Raw genomic sequence first — 18,243 nt, forward strand, 5'->3', positions numbered from 1 at the left:
CCTTTCTATATGCTTAAATCAAGTAAATGAGAGCTTTTTTTAACCACTTCTTGCTCTTCATCTTCTTGCACATCTTTTTCTTCTTGTTCTTGATGATGTTTAGAATGCTTCTTTTCTTCCTCTTGTCTTTCTTTTACCTCATCACTTACTTCATGAGTTTGATTAACTTTTTCAAGTTTTTCAACTGCCTTTTCTTTTGCTTGAAACTCACTCATATTTACCAAAGTCGCAAAAGAGTCTTTTGCTAGTTCATTGCTCACTTGTGCTGAATGTACTGGTGCATTTTGGTTAGCATAATTAACACCACCTATGGGACTTATAGGCATATTCACTCCTTTAAAATGCTTATAGTCTTATAATTTGTATAATTTACAAAAGCCTTTTCTCTAACTTTAACAAAATTCTTACTCGTATAATCGACCAAATAAGTTCCAGAACTTAGCTTGGAAAATTCCACACAAAGTTTTGCGGCAAATTCTAGCACTAATTGACTTATTTTTAATTTATTTGAAGTAATGATTACATGTGCACTAGGATAATCTTTCACATGCAACCAAATATCATCTTTTTTAGCTATTTTTAATAAATACTCATTAGCTTTTTCATTGCGTCCTACGCTGATTTTAAACTCATCAAAATAAAAGCTACTAACTCCTGCATTTAACTCTTCTTTTTTAGTTTTTTTACTTTTTTTAGGCATTAAAATTTCTAATTCTCGTAAGGAAATGCTTTTAATGATCAAATCTTTTAAATTGATTAAAAAATCAAGTTTTTCATTTAAAATTTCTCTTTCTATATTAATATTTTTAGCCTTTTGTTTTAGCTTTTTCGCCATTTTGTAAAATTCATTCGCACTGTTTTTAGGTGTATCTTCGAGTTTAAAGGCAAGTTCATTTGCATTAAAATCTTGTAAAATAAATTCTCTTTGATGATCTTTTAAAGAATTTAAATTAGCAAATAAAACATCTGCTTTTTGGCTTAACTCTTGAGCTTTTTTTAATAAATTACTTTCTTGCTCTAAATGTTCTATATTCTCTTTAAGGGTAAAAATTTTTTTATCTACATTTAAAAGTTTATTTTCTTTAATATCTTTTAAGCGCTCTTGCTGTAACTTTTTAGCGCTTTCTTTAAAATACACATTAAAATCATCAATCTTTACAAATTCTTCTTTAATCTCATAAGCTTTTAAAGCTTGAAGTTTTTCGCCTATTTTTACAATACGGTAGCTTTTATCTATATGACGCAAAGCTTCTATGATAATATCATTAGTATCTGTGATGATTACATTGGTGTTTTTTCCTGTAAATTCAAAATAAATCTTAGCTCCATAAGCTTTGTAGGATTTTTCCGATAAAACTTCAAAATATAAAATTCTATTATTTTCTAATACTTCTAAATTTAAAATCTTTGCATTAGAAAAGTATTTTTTTAACATAAAATCAAAAGGTGCATTATAGACTTTTGCTTGGAGCTTATCTTGGTAAATTCCACTTCTTCCGCGTGTTAAATCTAGTATAAAAGCTTGATGATCTAAGCTAAACTCTAAGATATTATCATCAAGACGTTTAAGATAATTTAGTCTTTGAAATTGTTTAAAATAATCTTTTATTTGTATTAAATCTGTATATTTCATAAATGTATTATAAAATATTTTGATGAATTTATGAGGTTTTTATGAATGAAAAAATTCCCTATCCTTGTGTGATTTTATGTGGTGGAAAGTCTTCACGTATGGGAGAAGATAAAAGCTTATTACAAGTAGATGATAAAAACTTAACTCTTTATCAGTATGAAAAAATGTCAAGAATTTTTAATCAAGTTTTTATTAGTACTAAAAAAGATAAATTTCATCAAAAAAACTTAGCATTTATTTTAGATGAGGATTTAAACAACCACTCTCCACTCATTGCCTTAAATTCCATACTTAAACATTTTCAAAACACCTATGTATTTATCCTTAGCGTGGATACCCCAAACATAAACAAAGAAAGTATTTATAAGCTTTTTCATCATTTAAAATCACAAAACATACTCTTAGCAAGCACAAAAAAACACAAACATTATCTATGTGGATTTTATCATAGTAGAAATTTTGAAAAAATTTTGCAATTTTTACAAGAAAATAACCACAAACTAGCTCTTTTTTGTGATACAATGAAAGCAGAATTTATAGAATTTAAAAATGAAAATGAGTTTATAAATTTAAATTATTTTAACGAATACAAAAAGTGGCTTCATGAAAAGGATAATTCTGCCCATATTATGTGCTTTTAGCGCTTTAGCAAATGAGAATTTAATTAATCAAGCCTTAGAATATGAAAGACAAGGCGAGTATAAAAAGGCTATGCAAATTTATAAAAGCTTAGTTTTAAAAGATACAGCAAAAACAAAAAAATTAGAACTTTCTCTTAACAATGAGCAAAATGCAACAAAAGAACATAAAATAGATGATTTTAACCCAAGAAGTGAAGCTTTAGCAAATTACCTTGGCACAGAAAAATCATATAATCCTTTTGGTATTAGCACGCATAATCTTAGTTATTTTATGCCTGTTTCTTATAGTTTTAGCAAAAGAGATTATAAAAGTACTGAAACTAAATTTCAAGTAAGTCTTAAAAAAACTCTTTTTGAAAATCTTTTAGGTTTAAATGAAAGCTATAACATAGCTTATACACAAATTTCTTGGTGGCAACTTTATGAGCATTCATCACCTTTTAGGGAGACTAATTATTTGCCTGAATTTTTTATCAATTTTCCTATAAGCGGGCATGGAGCTTTTGAAAATTTAAAAAATGTACGCGTTGGTTTATTACACGAATCAAACGGGCAAGATGATCCAAAATCAAGATCTTGGAATAGAATTTATCTAAGCAATGCATGGTTTTTTGGGGACTTTGTGTTCATACCTAGGGTTTGGCTAAGAATTCCTGAAAAAAGCTCAGAAGATGATAATCCTGATATAGAAAAATATTTAGGTAATTTTGATATCAATCTTGCTTATACCCAAGATGATTATTTTATCAATATCCTATGGCGCAATAATTTAAATTTTGCTAATAACCGCGGTGCAGTGGAAATAAGCGGAGCTTATAAAATTTCCAACAATGGTTTGTATATTTACACTCAATATTTTAACGGATATGGTGAAAGTCTTATTGAGTATAATAAATCTTCAAGCAGACTCTCAAGCGGAATTTTGTTAATGTATTAAAATGGAAAAATTTTGTTTTATTAAATTTATCATTAATAACAAAAAGTCTTTTAAAATATTATGCGAGTTGAACCTATAATTGAGTTTATAAATCATTCAAAATGAAAATTCTTATAATTGATTGTGGTTATATGGAAGAATTTGAATATTAAAAGCCTTTTTAGACTTTTAATATTTTAAATTAAGAAAAATGCTATAACACTACCTAAGATAAGTAAAGAGCCATTAAAGCATAAAAAGGTTGGTATACAAGTATCTTTGATGTGATCACCTTGCTTATCTGCATTAAGCCCTACACTCACTCCCAAAGTCGTTTCACTAGCAGGCGATCCTGCATCGCCTAAAGCTCCAGCAACACCGATGATAAAAATAATCGCAGCAGGTGAAAAACCAAGCTCTATACATATAGGACAAAACAAAGCAGCGATGATAGGAATAGTACCAAAAGAACTACCTATACCTATGGTGATTAAAAGACCTATAGCCAACATGATAAAAATAGCCAAAAAGTGACTTTGCTCCATAAAAGGCACACTTGTTTTTACAAGCTCGGCTATACCCCCACTTTGCTTTAAAACCTCTCCATACCCTGAAGCAACAAGCATTACAAAGGCTATATAACCCATGATTTTAAGCCCATCATCAAAAACTAAATTAACTTTGTTATACTCTACTCCACCCAAAATCACCATTAATACAAAGCCCAAAAGCCCTGATAAAGGTAAATTGTGCGTTAAAATTTGCAAAATCAAAGTCAGCCCAAGACCAGCTAAAACACCCCATTCTTTTTTACTCATTTTTAGATTTTCAAAGTCCATTTTGCTAATTTGTTCTTCTTGATATTCTCTTGGCTTAGCATAAAATATAAACACAGCCAAAAATAAACCAACTAGCATACAAATAGCCGCAAAAGCCATAGTTTGAGAAACTTCTCCTAGGCTAATTTGCACTCCATTTGAATTTAAATTATCCACAAGCAAAGTTTGAAAAATCAGCCCAAATCCCAAAGGCACTACCATATAAGGAGTTGTAAGTCCAAAAGTTAGCGCACAAGCTATGGCTCTACGATCTATTTTTAACTTATTAAAAAGTTTTAACAAAGGTGGGATCAATAAAGGCACAAAGGCCACGTGGATAGGGATTAAATTTTGTGAAAAACAAGCAATAAATGCCAAAGAAAGTATAAGTAAGTATTTTTTATGTGAAATATAATGCGAAACTATTTTAATCAAATATGCTGTTAAGTTAGTTTTTGATATAGCAGCAGCTACTGCTCCAAGTAAAATATAACTTAGTGCTGTTTGTAAATTTCCTTGCATACCATCAATTAAAACTTTCATAGAATCCATCATAGCTTGTGGAAGTTGAGTAAAAAACTCCATCAAAGTTAAATGCTCTACATTCATAAATTTAGACCAAACGCCCACAAAAAGCCCAGAAAGCAAAACACTAAGCAAAACATTAAACCTAAAAAAACACAAAAGCGTCATTAATACAACGCCTATAAATACCGGATTAGTTAAAAGCATTACATTCCTTAAATCAAAATAATTGTACATTTTAAATAATTTTCTTTAAAATACCATTTAAGTTTAAAAAATTTAAGCAAAAATTGCAAAATAAAAGCATAAAATGACAGTTTTTACTTTAAAAAAGGATACAAATGAGAAGTGATACGATCAAAAAAGGACACCTAAAAGCACCAAATCGCTCTTTACTTAGAGCTTGTGGTTTAAGTGATGAGGATTTTAATAAACCTTTCATAGGTGTAGCAAATAGTTATATAGATATCATCCCAGGACATTTTTTCTTAAATGAATATGCAAGAATCATTAAAGATGAAATCCGTAAAAATGGTTGCATTCCTTTTGAATTTAACACTATAGGTGTGGATGATGGTATAGCTATGGGGCATGATGGTATGCTTTATTCTTTACCAAGTCGTGAAATCATTGCAAACTCTATTGAAACAGTGATGAATGCGCACCAACTTGATGCGCTAATTTGTATCCCAAATTGCGACAAAATAACTCCAGGTATGCTCATGGGGGCTTTAAGAGTTAATGTACCGACTATTTTTGTGAGCGGTGGACCTATGCGAGCAGGAGTAAATAAACATGGAGAAAAAATCAGCCTAAGTTCTGTTTTTGAAGCGGTGGGAGCCTATGAGGCTAAAAAAATCAATGAAGAGGATTTAAAAGATATAGAATGTAAAGCTTGTCCTAGCGGAGGATCATGCTCAGGTATGTTTACCGCAAATTCCATGAATACCTTATGCGAAGCTATGGGTATAGCACTTGAAGGAAATGGAACTATTTTAGCACTTAGCAAAGAAAGAGAAGAACTTTTAAGAAAAGCTGCGCGTAGAATTTGCGAAATTGCACTAGATGATCATTTTAAAATTCGCAATATTATTACTAAAAAGTCCATAAATAATGCCTTAGTTGTTGATATGGCTATGGGTGGAAGCTCAAATACCATCTTACATATGCTTGCTATTGCTTATGAAGCGGGTGTAAATTTGGATACAAAAGAACTCAATCACATCAGTGCCAATGTAGCCCATATAGCTAAAATAGCACCTTCTCTAAATACGGTATATATGGAAGATATACATAAAGCAGGTGGAGTTAGTGCAGTAATGGCAGAAATAGCTAAAAAACCAGATCATATTTTAAAACTTGACGCTCTGGATATCAATGGAAAAACTTTAAAAGAACGCATTAAAAATGCTGATATTAAGGATGAAAGTATTATAAGAAAAATAGACAATGCATACTCAGATGTAGGTGGACTTGCTATACTTTTCGGAAATTTAGCAGAACAAGGTTGCGTAATAAAAACTGCGGGTATTATAGGTGAACGCAAATTTAAAGGAAAAGCTGTTTGTTTTAATTCTCAAGAAGAAGCCATTAAAGGTATTATAAAAGGCAAGGTCAAAGAAGGTGATGTATGCGTAATACGCTATGAAGGACCAAAAGGTGGTCCTGGTATGCAAGAGATGCTCAGTCCAACCTCATTACTTACAGGTATGGGACTTGGCGCTAAAGTAGCACTTATAACAGATGGACGCTTTAGCGGAGCTACAAGAGGACTTAGTATAGGACACATCTCCCCAGAAGCTGCAGAATGTGGACTTATAGCGCTTTTAGAAGATGGAGATGAGATAGAAATTGATGTAGATGCTTATAGTATTAATGCAAATTTAACTCAAGATGAAATCACCAAACGCAAAGCAAAATTTAAAATACCAGATAAACAAGTAAATTCAAGATGGCTTAAAATGTATCAAAAACTTGTAAGCAATGCTAGTAAAGGCGGGGTTTTAGATATAGAATAATCTTCTTAATTTCTTTAAGAAATTAAGAAATATCTTTTTAAATATGAAAACAAAAATATGAAAAATTATGTTAAAGTGGCCGGGAGAAAGGGATTCGAACCCCTGGAGGTGTGACCCTCAACGGTTTTCAAGACCGCCGCTTTCGACCACTCAGCCATCTCCCGTATTAAAGAATAAATATATCAAGATAAACATCGCATTGGAGGCGACATCCGGATTCGAACCGGAGATCAAGGCTTTGCAGGCCCATGCCTTACCGCTTGGCTATGTCGCCTTGAGTTACCAAAAGTGGTGCCCGAGGCCGGACTTGAACCGGCACGGAAGAAAAATTCCGAGGGATTTTAAGTCCCTTGTGTCTACCAATTCCACCACCCGGGCGGGTGATTAATGGAGCGGGAAACGAGATTCGAACTCGCGACCCCAACCTTGGCAAGGTTGTGCTCTACCCCTGAGCTATTCCCGCATTTTAAAATTGAAATTATACTTAACAAAACTTAAATTTTTATAAATTTATAATAATTAAAATTATCGTATATAGACTATACTATACGGTATAATAAAAATTAAAAAATTATTTATTATAGATATACTATAATTTAACAAAAATTATTTTAAAAAACAAGGATAGAAATATGTTTAATTTTCGAAGCTTATCAAGTAAACTTACTTTTATAGTTGGATTGCTTATAATTGCTATTTTGATTACAGTTAATATTATTAGCTATTACCAATCAAAAAATTCAACAAGTCAGTATCTTGAAGAAATTCAAGTGAAAACAATGTTTGACGTTAACAAAGCATATGAAATTTATGGGACAAGTAAAAGAACTGCTATTGATTCGATAGTAAAATTTATGGAGAAAAATCCACATCCAGATATTAATGAGTTGTTTGATATTCTAGAAACCATTAGATACTCTGCTGGATATGATGTAACTTATATAGGTTTTGAAGAAGATGGAAAACTATACCAATCTAATAAAATCATAAGAAGTCCAGAACAAACTGGTTTTGATGCAAGAACAAGACCATGGTATCAAGAAGCAAAAGCAACAGGAACACTTGTAGTTTCTGATCCTTATAAAAGTATTGAAGATGGTTCCATAACAATTTCCTACACAGCACCAATATATGTAAATGGTAAACTTTTGGCTGTAATTGGCGGAGATTACAATCTTCATACTTTTGCAAAAGATGTGCTTATATTAGGTCATTCTCAAAGTTCATATGCAGCAGTTTATGATAAAGAAGGTCAAATTATTTTTCACGAAAATAAAGATTTAATGCTTACTAAAAATGATCTAAGTATTAATATAGCTAATGCAGCCAAAGCCAACCCTGATTTAATTGATCCAAGTAAAGAAGATTCTTTATTTTATGCTAAAGATGGTAATGACAAAACCCAAGTAGTAACTTGTGTCCAAGCTTTAAATCCTAAATATATGGTTTGTTCGATTACCGATGAATCTGTATATTCTGACGCAGTTAATGAAGTTTTATTCCAACAAGTTATTATTGCATTTATAGCCATAATCATAGCATTAATATTGGTAAGATTTGCTATTATAAAAAATTTAAAACCTATTATGATTATTACTGCAGGCCTCAACTCTTTCTTTGACTTCATCAATCATAAAACCAAAGACTCAGCTATGATAGATGTTAAAACAAATGATGAGCTTGGTGCTATGGCAAAAGCTATCAACGAAAACATCACTAAAACTAAAAATGCATTAGAACAAGATACTAAAGCTGTAGAACAATCAGTAGAAACTGCTAGAGAAATAGAAAGTGGTAATCTAACAGCAAGAATTAATGCAATGCCTGCTAATCCTCAATTAATAGAATTAAAAAATGTATTAAATGAAATGCTTAATGTATTAGAACAAAAGTAGGTTCTAATATGAATGAAATCAATAGAGTATTTGATAGTTATAAAGCATTAGACTTTACAACAGAAGTTGCTAATGCTAAAGGTGGAGTTGAAGTAACAACCAATGTATTAGGTAAAGAAATCGTAGCTATGCTAAGACAATCATCTGAATTTGCTAACTTACTTGCTAGTGAAAGTGGTAAATTACAAAGTGCTGTTAAGAACTTAACAGATTCTTCTTCAAGTCAAGCTTCTTCTTTAGAAGAAACAGCAGCGGCATTAGAAGAGATTACTTCTTCTATGCAAAATGTATCTCATAAAACTAGTGAAGTAATTGCTCAAAGTGAAGAGATTAAAAATGTTACTTCTATTATTGGAGATATAGCAGATCAAATTAATCTACTTGCATTAAATGCAGCTATTGAAGCAGCACGTGCAGGTGAACATGGACGTGGCTTTGCTGTTGTTGCTGATGAAGTTAGAAACCTAGCAGAAAGAACTCAAAAGTCTTTAGGTGAAATAGAAGCTAATACTAATATCTTAGTTCAATCTATTAATGAAATGGGTGAGAGTATTAAAGAACAAACTACAGGTATTACTCAAATTAATGATGCTGTAGCACAAATTGATCATGTAACTCAAGAGAATTTAAAAATAGCTAATGATAGTGCAGCTATATCTGATAATGTAAATAAAATAGCTAATGATATCTTAGAAGATGCTAGGAAGAAAAAGTTTTAAATAATTAACTAAACCCTTAATGGGTTTAGTTTGATATAAAAGCAGGTTAACTTAATAAGCTGGAATTCTCCGATTAAACAAACAAGAATTGTTTATTAATCAAATAAGTCATTTATTATTAAGGAGTTTTATGAAAAAAATCACTCAAACTTTAACAAATAAACTAACTTTTTTTGTTGGATTAGCAATAGTAGGAATACTATTAACTGCAAATATATTTAACTATTTAGAAATAAAACATGATACTAGAGAACTTATCAATAATTTACAAATTAAAACCATACAAGATGTTGTAAAAAATTTTGAAGACTATAGCGAATCAAGAAGCGATGCTATAAAAGCTGTTGCAGCTGAAATTCAAAAAAATCCAAATGCAAGTACCAAAGAAATTTATGACATGGTTAGAGTAACCAAAGAAGCAAGTCGTTTTGATGTATTATACGTAGGACTTGCACACAATGGTGCAATGATAAGATCTAATGGAAACCATCAAACTCCTTCTGATGGTTATGATCCAAGAACTAGAACTTGGTACACAAGTGTTACTTCTGGAAATGATAAAGTTGTGATTTCAAAGCCTTATATGGCTCCAAGTTTAAAAGCTCCTTCTTTAGCTTTTTCATATCCTATAGTTATTAATGGTAGTTTTATAGGAGCTGTTGGTGGAAATTATGATTTAACTACATTTTCAAAAAATGTACTTTCTATGGGAAAATCAGCAAGTGGATTTGTTGTTGTTATAGATGATGATGGGGTAATATTATTTCATGAACTTGAAGAGCAACTGCTTAAAAAAACTACATTATCTGAAAACATAGTAAAAACATATCTTAATAGTCCCGAAGGTAAAACTGGAGAATTATCAAAAAATTTTTTTGTAGTTAAAGACGAAAATAACAATAATAAAGCAGTTATTTGCCAAGAAAATTCGTTAGGATATAATATTTGCGCAATCGCAGATGAAGAAATATATACAAAACCTGTAAATGAAGCTCTGATTAAACAATCATTTATTGGTTTAATAAGTTTAGTTATAGCCCTAGTGATAATAGGATTTGTTATTAAATACAATATCTCACCACTCCAAAAAATCCAAACCGGCCTCAACTCTTTCTTTGACTTCATCAATCATAAAACCAAAGACTCAGCTATGATAGATGTTAAAACAAATGATGAGCTTGGTGCTATGGCAAAAGCTATCAACGAAAACATCACTAAAACTAAAAATGCATTAGAACAAGATACTAAAGCTGTAGAACAATCAGTAGAAACTGCTAGAGAAATAGAAAGTGGTAATCTAACAGCAAGAATTAATGCAATGCCTGCTAATCCTCAATTAATAGAATTAAAAAATGTATTAAATGAAATGCTTAATGTATTAGAACAAAAAGTAGGTTCTAATATGAATGAAATCAATAGAGTATTTGATAGTTATAAAGCATTAGACTTTACAACAGAAGTTGCTAATGCTAAAGGTGGAGTTGAAGTAACAACCAATGTATTAGGTAAAGAAATCGTAGCTATGCTAAGACAATCATCTGAATTTGCTAACTTACTTGCTAGTGAAAGTGGTAAATTACAAAGTGCTGTTAAGAACTTAACAGATTCTTCTTCAAGTCAAGCTTCTTCTTTAGAAGAAACAGCAGCGGCATTAGAAGAGATTACTTCTTCTATGCAAAATGTATCTCATAAAACTAGTGAAGTAATTGCTCAAAGTGAAGAGATTAAAAATGTTACTTCTATTATTGGAGATATAGCAGATCAAATTAATCTACTTGCATTAAATGCAGCTATTGAAGCAGCACGTGCAGGTGAACATGGACGTGGCTTTGCTGTTGTTGCTGATGAAGTTAGAAACCTAGCAGAAAGAACTCAAAAGTCTTTAGGTGAAATAGAAGCTAATACTAATATCTTAGTTCAATCTATTAATGAAATGGGTGAGAGTATTAAAGAACAAACTACAGGTATTACTCAAATTAATGATGCTGTAGCACAAATTGATCATGTAACTCAAGAGAATTTAAAAATAGCTAATGATAGTGCAGCTATATCTGATAATGTAAATAAAATAGCTAATGATATCTTAGAAGATGCTAGGAAGAAAAAGTTTTAAATAATTAACTAAACCCTTAATGGGTTTAGTTTAGGTGATATGAGATTTTAGGCGATTAATCATCAAATTTTTGACCTAAAACATTACCTTTAAAGTCTGTATAAATCTCCATCATATTGTTTGTTCTGAATTTATAGCCATTGATTTTTTTATCTACTTCTACAATAGCTGCATTTGGTTGTGCTGCTTGTACTTTTGCAACAACTTCTTTTGGGATAAATCCTATTGGAATGCCTTTGTATTTACCATCAACTTCTTTCCAGTCTCCATTAATGATAAAATCAATTTCAGTTCCATCAACTAAATTTACTTCGTAAGAATCCACATCTTGTTTTACATAACCTACATTTACGCCTTTAAAATAAGTGTTTAAAAACTCTTGAGCCTTTTGAGGCAAAGCACTTGGGCTAACAATCATATCTGCAAACATAGAACTTGCACAAACTAAACCAGCTAACATTAATTTCATTTTCATTTTTTCTCCTTTAAATAAAAGTTGAAAGAATGATATTGTTTGCTTGTGAAATTTGTGTGAATTTTAATTTTTAAAGCCAACTATCTTATTTTTATCAAAAGAAGATTCTATTTCTTTTTCTATAGTATGTAAAAAATCACTCATTTTAAAAACACCATCTTTAGAAATAGCCGCTTTTAAAGCTGTATTTTTAATCACCATTACAATTTGAGCTCCACTTAATTCATATGAAGCTAAATTTTTTAAATCAAAACTATCATCAAATTTGGCATTTTTAGGCAAAGCTTTTTGCCATATCATTAAGCGTTGTTCATAATTTGGCTTTTTAAATTCTATTTTATACTCAAATCTTCTTGAAAAAGCCACATCTAAACTTTCTAAAAAATTAGTCGTAGCTATGATAACTCCACTAAAACGTTCAATTTGCTCCAAAAAAATATTTTGCATTTGATTATGCATTTTATCAGCACCAGCGCTACTTTCTACTCTAGTACTTAAAAATTGATCAGCTTCATTTAAAAGCAAAATAGGACTTTGCTTACTTGTTTGACAAAGCTCTTTATAGGTATCAAAAATCTTTCTTACATTTTGCTCACTCTCGCCCACATATTTACTTAAAATTTTCGAGCAATCAAAACTCAAAATGGATTTTTTCATAGCTTTTGCCATACTTAATGCACTCATAGTCTTACCAGTGCCAGCAGGACCATAGAAAATTATCTTAGCTTCTATATTTTTATTGGTTTTTATACCCCATTTATTTAATCTTTCTAAAACCTTTTTATCTTGTTGTTTTAATATACTTTCTAATAGATCTTTAGTACTTTGAGGCATAATAACATCATCTATATTAATATTTGGCTCGATTAGCTCAAAGATATCTTGTTCTTTAACCAAATTTTGAAGTTTAATTTTTTTATTCTTCTTTGGCTCTTTAAAATTAATAATTCTTTGTAAAATATCATCACTTAAATAAAAAATCTTAGCTATATCACCCAAAGAATTAACAAATTCATCATATTCTAAAAGATTTGAACTAAGTAGCTTAGAATCTTCTTCTAGCAAAGCTTTGTTTTCTTGCTTTTGAGCCTCATCCTCACTAATTAAATGAAGTAAAAAATTAAAATCTCTACTATAAGAATTTTCAGTATTTAGCAAATACTCCTCTTTTAACAAACTAATAAATATCAAACATTCATTATCGTTTAAAGCATATTCTTTAAAAATATCTGCTAAAACATTAGAAATTTTACTTTTCTTTAAACGCTCTTTAATATATGCTTCAAATATAGCTATATCTTTTTTAATATTCTTACTTTGAGAGCTTTTAGCAAAAAAACGTAATCTTTGATAAAGCTCGATTTTAAAAAATTCATCTTTTAAATACGCAATATGATCTTCATAAATTTGATCTTGCATATAATCTTGTATGGTTTTATTTTCTAAAACTTGCAAAAAAACTTCACTTAAACTTAACTCACATTGCAACAAATTTAAAAGCAAGTTTGAGTTTTTACTCGATTTAAAATCAGAAAAAATTTGAACAATAAAACCTTTTTCTATAAGATTTTTAAGATCTTTTAAATAATCTAAATACTCATATTCATCATTTTTAAAAACTTCACTAAGAAGATTATAAGCATTAATACTTGCATTTGCTTGCAAATAATTTTTGCATAAATGCTTTAAGATTAAAATTTCATCTTCACTGCATTGTAAGTTTTTATAGATATTGCTTTTAAAAGTATCATTAAGAAAAAGTTTTAAATCTTTCATATTTTCCTTTATATTGACTTTATGCTAAATTTGATTTTGGATTTTTTATCATTAAAACTCATATTTTTGTCACAAACCTCATAAAAAATATCATAATTTTTATTTATAATCTTTTGAGTAAAACCACAAGAGGTAGCTTGTTTATTTTTTCCATAAAAAATAGGTCTTTTGTAGATTAGATCTTGTAAAAAATCATCATAATATTCATTATTAAAAAATCTGTTATTAAAAAAAGTTTTTGCATAGCATATACCATTAACACAAATTTTATCGCTAATTTTTAATTCAAGTAAGGCTTTAGAAGCGCTATAAAGCTCTAAACTTGTAAAATTTTTTCCCTCATATAAAAAACCATAATCGGCAAATTTAAATTGAGGGGTTTTTAAAATAACATAAGCACTTTGTGCTTGTGTTTTGTTTTTTATAGCACAAGAGCTTAAAAAAACACACACAAAACACAAAAAAACTATTTGAGGTAAATTTTTCATTTAAGATTTTTAAAACTAAGATTAAGTTCTAAATTGAGTTCTTTTACTATTTTCATCACGCTTTGTAAATCATCAATTTGCTTACCAACTACGCGAATTTCATTACCTCTAATACTTGAAGTTACCTTTAGCTTACTATCTTTTATAGCTTTGTTAATCTTCTTAGCACTATCAGTATCAATAGCATCATTAACTTTTAAATTCAGTCTAAAATTTGCTCCACTTTCCCTGTTTAACTCTTTAATACCATTAGGGTTAATCCCTCTTTTAATAAGCTTTGAAATAACAATATCTTTTAACACTTCAAGCTTTGCTTCGCTAGAGCAAATAAGCTTATAAACACTTTCTTTTTCATTTAACTCTATTTCACTTTTAATGCCCTTTAAATCATATCTACTATCAAGCTCTTTTTTAGCTTGCTCTAAAGCATTTTTTAACTCTTGCTTGTCAATTTCCCCGCTAATATCAAAACTATGTTCACTTGCCATTTTCTATAAACTCCTTAAGATTATTAAATACAATTTGGACTAAATTTTGTATAGATTCTTCACTTGCCCATGCAACATGTGGAGTGATGATTAAATTCTCTTTATTTTTTATACTAAGTAAAGGATGATTTTTAATCATAGGTTCTATTTCAAGCACATCAAGCCCTACTTTGATATTTTTCTCATTCATAACTTGAGTTAAATCTGTTTCATTGATAATTCCACCGCGCCCTACATTAATCAAAATAGCCTCATCTTTTAAAAGCATTAGCTCTTTTTTACTTAATAAATTTTTTGTCTTATCATTTAAAGGTGCATGTATGCTAATTACATCACAAGTTTTTAAAAGCTCATCAAGACTTACTTTTTCATATTCATCATTATTATTAGCTCCTGAGGTAGAATAATAACAAATTTTAGAACCAAACATTTGAGAAACCTTAGCTACTTCTTTACCTATAGATCCAAGTCCTATAATGCCATGTTTTTTACCAGTTAAAGTGTGCAAAGTCTTGCTAAAATCACAAAATATTTCACTCTCACACCATTTACCTTCTTTACTCCATTTATCATAATATGGAATTTGATTTAAAAAAGCAAAAAGCAAGGCAAAGGTATGGCTTAAAACACTTTTTGTAGAATAACTAGCTGCATTTTTTACCACTATACCTTTAAAATTTGCATAAGCTACATCTATATTATTTACCCCAGTACCAAGTTGTAAAATAAGCTTTAAGTTGGTGCTGTCTATCACTTTTTTGTCAATGATGATTTTATTTATCATCACAACTTGTGCATTAGCTATTCTTGTGATAACCTCATCTTTAGAAGTTAAATCATAACTTACAAATTCACCAAGACTTTCAAAAACCGTTAAATCCGCTCCACCTAAGGTAGCAGCATCTAAGCACACTATTTTCATTAATCTTTTACTATATGTCCTACAAATTTAGAATAATTATCAAGTACTAATCCACCTTTTCTAAAACCTAACCCACAACCCTCATAAGCAAAGAAAACCCCTGCTTGATAATAATCATTTTCATTTTTGTTAAACTCAGCAAATTCTTGATACACAAAGCGATTGTTTTGGTAATCTCCACTTGTTTCAAAACTTATATCTCCATTAGCTTCTATAATAGAAACATTTGCTCCTTCTCTACCAAAAACAGGTTTTTTAACACATTTTTTACCCATTAAAGGCTGATCACTTGTTTCAAGCAATAAAGGATGATTTGGGTAAAGCTCCCATAAAATTTTCATTATACCCTTGCTTTGAAACAGTAAAGTATAAGCAGGATTTAAAATGATTGCTTTTTGATTTTGCATAATTTGAGTTAAAAGCATAGCAAGCTCACCCTCTTCTATGGCTATACTTTCCCAAGGAATGAGTTTGAAAAAATACTCAAAATTTACATCATTTTTAAAAATACCTTCAGGCGAAAACTCTACTTCATCTATAAAAGAAAATTCACTCTCAAAACCTGCTTCACTAGCAATGTGTGCTAAAAGTTTGGTTGTAATCATATCCTCATCACTACCTGCAATTGAAGAAAATAATATCTTCCAACCCTCATAATACTTTTCAAACTCGCTTACATCTTCTTCTAAAGTGATAAGTCTTTTAAAATTATCTTTTAAGGCTTCATATATATTATTAAATTGCGAACTTTCATCTAGGTTATTTTGCTTTAAAATAGCCCATTGTAAAATAGCACTTTCAAATAAAGATGTTGGAGTATCAGCATTAAATTCTATTAGCTTTATAGGCTTACCATCAAGCCCACCTGCTAAGTCAAACCTTCCATATAAATGCCAATGTACATCATTTTCCCAACTCATCTTAATCGCATCAACTAAATTAAAAGGAATTCCAAGCTCATCAAAACGATCATTATCAATCACTTCTTGCGCAGCAGCCACAAACATATCATAAAGCTCATTCACTGCTTCATAATAAGCATTTGCTTCATTTTCCCTTACGCAAACTAAACTAGAATCTAAATAATCACTTCCATCATTATCCGTATGCCATGAAAAGCCAATTTGATCTAAATAAGATTTTTCTAAAGGATTTACTTTTAAAAAATTCATTTTATACCCTTAAGATCCAAAAGAGCTAGAAGAACTTGAAGTAGCCTTAGAACCACCGCCAAAAAAGCCTGATTTTTTCGCACTCGAGCCTGAAGTAGCACTTGTACTTGCTTTATTAAAACTATTTACACTTCTTTGATAAGCACTTTGATTTGAAAATGCTCCTCTTTGTTGATTTGCAAAATTTTGATTATTAAAAAGCTTTGAACCTATCCAGCTACCAAGTATAGCACCAGCTGCACTTGCAAGCAATGTTTCACCCAAAGAAAGCCCTCCGCTACTCATTTGAGCGTTATTTGGATTTGTTAAATTTGAAGTACCATTGTCTATTTTAGCAGCTTCTTCTTGGATTAATTTATCCATTTCTTCTTTGCTTAAAACTCTTTCTGTACCATCAAGTTGTTTTAAAACCACCCTAGTTTCATCACTTGGAAATTGATCTTTAATTTTATATTGATTTGGAGCAGTTTCTTCAATGATAACAAAAGCACCTTGAGTATTTGCTGCTTGGCTTAATGCATTATTAGAATCATTTGTATTGTTGCTACACGCACTTAAAGCACCGCCACTTATAGCAGCAATACCGCTTATCATACTAAGCTTAAGTATAGTTTTAATATGTTTCATAATCTTTCCTAAATTTATAAGTTTAAATTAATAAGATTTTAACAAAAAAAGTATTAATAAAAATTAATTGCTTTAATTTATCATAATCATTAAATTACTACTTAAAATAAATACAGAAAAAGCAAAAAATATAAAAGCACTTAAATAATCAATGAGTTTTAAATTCTTTTGATAAATTCTTACCATGAAAGGTTTTGAAAATAATAAAGAAACCAAAGAAAAGTAGATTATAGTTTCTAAGATCAAAACAAACACTAAAACTATCAACATCCACCGCATTTGAGCAAAATCAAAACTTGCAAAAACACTAGCAAAATAAAAAATAACTTTTGGATTAGATAAATTTGTTATAACACCACTTAAAAATGCAGATATATGAGTTTTTTGAACTTTTATATTACCTATTTTTGCATTTTTATAAATCCCATAAGCTAAATACAAAAGATAGCAAGCTCCAAAGCTTGATAAAACAATTTGCAAAAATGGAAATTGATGAAAAATCACACTCAAACCAAGTATAGAAAGTATAATCCACACACTCATGGCCAAACCCACACCCAAACTTGCTTTTAAAGCACTTTTAATACCTTCTCTTAAAGCATAAGAACTTACTAAGAAAAAATCAGGTCCTGGTAAAATAAGTCCAAAAAAATGAATGATTAAAATCCAAAGAAACATAAAAATAATCGAAGAAAAGCCGAAAATTCGGCTTTTGGTATTAGAGTCTTGACTCGTAGCGTCTAAGCATATAAAGTCTTTTAAGCATTTTTTTGCGTGCTGAAATTTTTTGTTTTTTGCGAATTTCAGTCATAGGCTCAAAAAATCTTCTTGCGCGAACTTCAGTAACAACTAGATTTCTATCTACTTGTTTTTTGAATTTTCTATACGCTTCATCAAAAGACTCGTTAGGATGTACCTTGATTCCTGGCACGACCCTCACCACCTTTCATTAAAAAATTGAAAGTTTTGATTATACCATAATTTTACTTGAAAATAAAATTTATTTTTGTAATAATT

At 30.0% G+C, this 18,243-nt stretch carries 18 protein-coding genes, 4 tRNA genes and 1 pseudogene; 7 read left to right on the top strand and 16 right to left on the bottom strand.

Annotation, left to right across the window (positions count from 1 at the left end; genetic code table 11):
* Positions 1-5 precede the first annotated feature (5 nt).
* Both CLCT_RS07470 and CLCT_RS07475 read right to left on the bottom strand, forming a co-directional pair.
* Positions 6-326, bottom strand: coding sequence for a hypothetical protein (locus CLCT_RS07470; protein WP_039668962.1), 321 nt, complete (start codon positions 324-326; stop codon positions 6-8).
* Between the two features lie 2 nt (positions 327-328).
* Positions 329-1,633: an NFACT RNA binding domain-containing protein gene (locus CLCT_RS07475; protein WP_149062746.1), complete on the bottom strand. Its 1,305-nt coding sequence runs from the start codon at positions 1,631-1,633 to the stop codon at positions 329-331.
* A gap of 41 nt (positions 1,634-1,674) precedes the next feature.
* Between CLCT_RS07475 and CLCT_RS07480 the strand changes: the two genes are divergently transcribed.
* Both CLCT_RS07480 and CLCT_RS07485 read left to right on the top strand, forming a co-directional pair.
* Entirely contained in the window at positions 1,675-2,274 is a 600-nt protein-coding gene (locus CLCT_RS07480) for a molybdenum cofactor guanylyltransferase (RefSeq protein ID WP_149062747.1), read from the top strand.
* A complete protein-coding gene (locus tag CLCT_RS07485; RefSeq protein WP_149062748.1) occupies positions 2,237-3,211 on the top strand; it encodes a phospholipase A in 975 nt (324 codons plus the stop codon). The genes CLCT_RS07480 and CLCT_RS07485 overlap by 38 nt, the downstream gene beginning before the upstream one ends.
* 176 nt (positions 3,212-3,387) lie before the next feature.
* Here the strand turns inward: CLCT_RS07485 and CLCT_RS07490 are convergent, their stop codons facing one another.
* On the bottom strand, positions 3,388-4,740 hold the full coding sequence (locus tag CLCT_RS07490; RefSeq protein ID WP_039668966.1) for a Na+/H+ antiporter family protein: 1,353 nt from the start codon (positions 4,738-4,740) through the stop codon (positions 3,388-3,390).
* Between the two features lie 134 nt (positions 4,741-4,874).
* Here CLCT_RS07490 and ilvD point away from each other — a divergent pair, with 134 nt between their 5' ends.
* Positions 4,875-6,551, top strand: a complete 1,677-nt coding sequence (ilvD, locus tag CLCT_RS07495) for a dihydroxy-acid dehydratase (protein WP_149062749.1) — start codon at positions 4,875-4,877, stop codon at positions 6,549-6,551.
* Positions 6,552-6,627: 76 nt separating this feature from the next.
* Here the strand turns inward: ilvD and CLCT_RS07500 are convergent.
* The 4 genes from CLCT_RS07500 to CLCT_RS07515 all read right to left on the bottom strand — a co-directional run bounded on the left by CLCT_RS07500 (position 6,628) and on the right by CLCT_RS07515 (position 7,014).
* Positions 6,628-6,715, bottom strand: a tRNA-Ser gene (locus CLCT_RS07500).
* Between the two features lie 36 nt (positions 6,716-6,751).
* Positions 6,752-6,825 (bottom strand) — tRNA-Cys (locus CLCT_RS07505).
* A gap of 15 nt (positions 6,826-6,840) precedes the next feature.
* Positions 6,841-6,929, bottom strand: a tRNA-Leu gene (locus tag CLCT_RS07510).
* 10 nt (positions 6,930-6,939) lie between these two features.
* Positions 6,940-7,014: transfer RNA gene (locus CLCT_RS07515), tRNA-Gly, on the bottom strand.
* Positions 7,015-7,183: 169 nt separating this feature from the next.
* Between CLCT_RS07515 and CLCT_RS07885 the strand changes: the two genes are divergently transcribed.
* The 4 genes and pseudogenes from CLCT_RS07885 (at position 7,184) to CLCT_RS07900 (ending at position 11,278) form a co-directional block, all read left to right on the top strand.
* Complete coding sequence (locus CLCT_RS07885) at positions 7,184-8,446, top strand: PDC sensor domain-containing protein (RefSeq protein WP_428840478.1); 1,263 nt, start codon at positions 7,184-7,186, stop codon at positions 8,444-8,446.
* A gap of 278 nt (positions 8,447-8,724) precedes the next feature.
* Positions 8,725-9,165 carry a methyl-accepting chemotaxis protein gene (locus CLCT_RS07890; RefSeq protein ID WP_410688686.1) on the top strand — a complete coding sequence of 147 codons (441 nt, stop codon included), beginning with the start codon at positions 8,725-8,727 and terminating at the stop codon, positions 9,163-9,165.
* 130 nt (positions 9,166-9,295) lie between these two features.
* Positions 9,296-10,033 (top strand): annotated as a pseudogene (locus CLCT_RS07895) (cache domain-containing protein); the annotation flags it as partial.
* Between the two features lie 804 nt (positions 10,034-10,837).
* Positions 10,838-11,278, top strand: a complete 441-nt coding sequence (locus tag CLCT_RS07900) for a methyl-accepting chemotaxis protein (RefSeq protein ID WP_410688686.1) — start codon at positions 10,838-10,840, stop codon at positions 11,276-11,278.
* Positions 11,279-11,333: 55 nt separating this feature from the next.
* Here the strand turns inward: CLCT_RS07900 and CLCT_RS07530 are convergent, their stop codons facing one another.
* The 9 genes from CLCT_RS07530 to rpsU all read right to left on the bottom strand — a co-directional run bounded on the left by CLCT_RS07530 (position 11,334) and on the right by rpsU (position 18,157).
* Positions 11,334-11,753, bottom strand: a complete 420-nt coding sequence (locus tag CLCT_RS07530) for a PepSY-like domain-containing protein (RefSeq protein WP_039668969.1) — start codon at positions 11,751-11,753, stop codon at positions 11,334-11,336.
* A gap of 63 nt (positions 11,754-11,816) precedes the next feature.
* Positions 11,817-13,529 carry an ATP-binding protein gene (locus CLCT_RS07535; protein ID WP_149062751.1) on the bottom strand — a complete coding sequence of 571 codons (1,713 nt, stop codon included), beginning with the start codon at positions 13,527-13,529 and terminating at the stop codon, positions 11,817-11,819.
* Between the two features lie 8 nt (positions 13,530-13,537).
* Complete coding sequence (locus tag CLCT_RS07540; protein ID WP_149062752.1) at positions 13,538-14,017, bottom strand: hypothetical protein; 480 nt, start codon at positions 14,015-14,017, stop codon at positions 13,538-13,540.
* Positions 14,014-14,505 carry a YajQ family cyclic di-GMP-binding protein gene (locus CLCT_RS07545; RefSeq protein ID WP_039668972.1) on the bottom strand — a complete coding sequence of 164 codons (492 nt, stop codon included), beginning with the start codon at positions 14,503-14,505 and terminating at the stop codon, positions 14,014-14,016. Before CLCT_RS07545 ends, CLCT_RS07540 begins: the two co-directional genes overlap by 4 nt.
* Positions 14,495-15,427 (bottom strand): D-2-hydroxyacid dehydrogenase, encoded by a 933-nt coding sequence (locus CLCT_RS07550; protein WP_039668973.1) that lies wholly within the window; start codon positions 15,425-15,427, stop codon positions 14,495-14,497. The genes CLCT_RS07545 and CLCT_RS07550 overlap by 11 nt, the downstream gene beginning before the upstream one ends.
* Positions 15,427-16,599 (bottom strand): glutathionylspermidine synthase family protein, encoded by a 1,173-nt coding sequence (locus CLCT_RS07555; protein WP_149062753.1) that lies wholly within the window; start codon positions 16,597-16,599, stop codon positions 15,427-15,429. The genes CLCT_RS07550 and CLCT_RS07555 overlap by 1 nt, the downstream gene beginning before the upstream one ends.
* 9 nt (positions 16,600-16,608) lie before the next feature.
* Positions 16,609-17,226: a UPF0323 family lipoprotein gene (locus CLCT_RS07560; RefSeq protein WP_039668975.1), complete on the bottom strand. Its 618-nt coding sequence runs from the start codon at positions 17,224-17,226 to the stop codon at positions 16,609-16,611.
* A gap of 72 nt (positions 17,227-17,298) precedes the next feature.
* Positions 17,299-17,904, bottom strand: a complete 606-nt coding sequence (locus CLCT_RS07565; RefSeq protein ID WP_149062754.1) for a LysE family transporter — start codon at positions 17,902-17,904, stop codon at positions 17,299-17,301.
* Between the two features lie 40 nt (positions 17,905-17,944).
* Entirely contained in the window at positions 17,945-18,157 is a 213-nt protein-coding gene (gene rpsU / locus CLCT_RS07570; protein WP_002780697.1) for a 30S ribosomal protein S21, read from the bottom strand.
* Positions 18,158-18,243: the final 86 nt, after the last annotated feature.

It is taken from the genome of Campylobacter lari subsp. concheus (assembly GCF_008245025.1).
In the GTDB taxonomy this organism is placed as follows: Bacteria; Campylobacterota; Campylobacteria; order Campylobacterales; family Campylobacteraceae; genus Campylobacter_D; species Campylobacter_D concheus.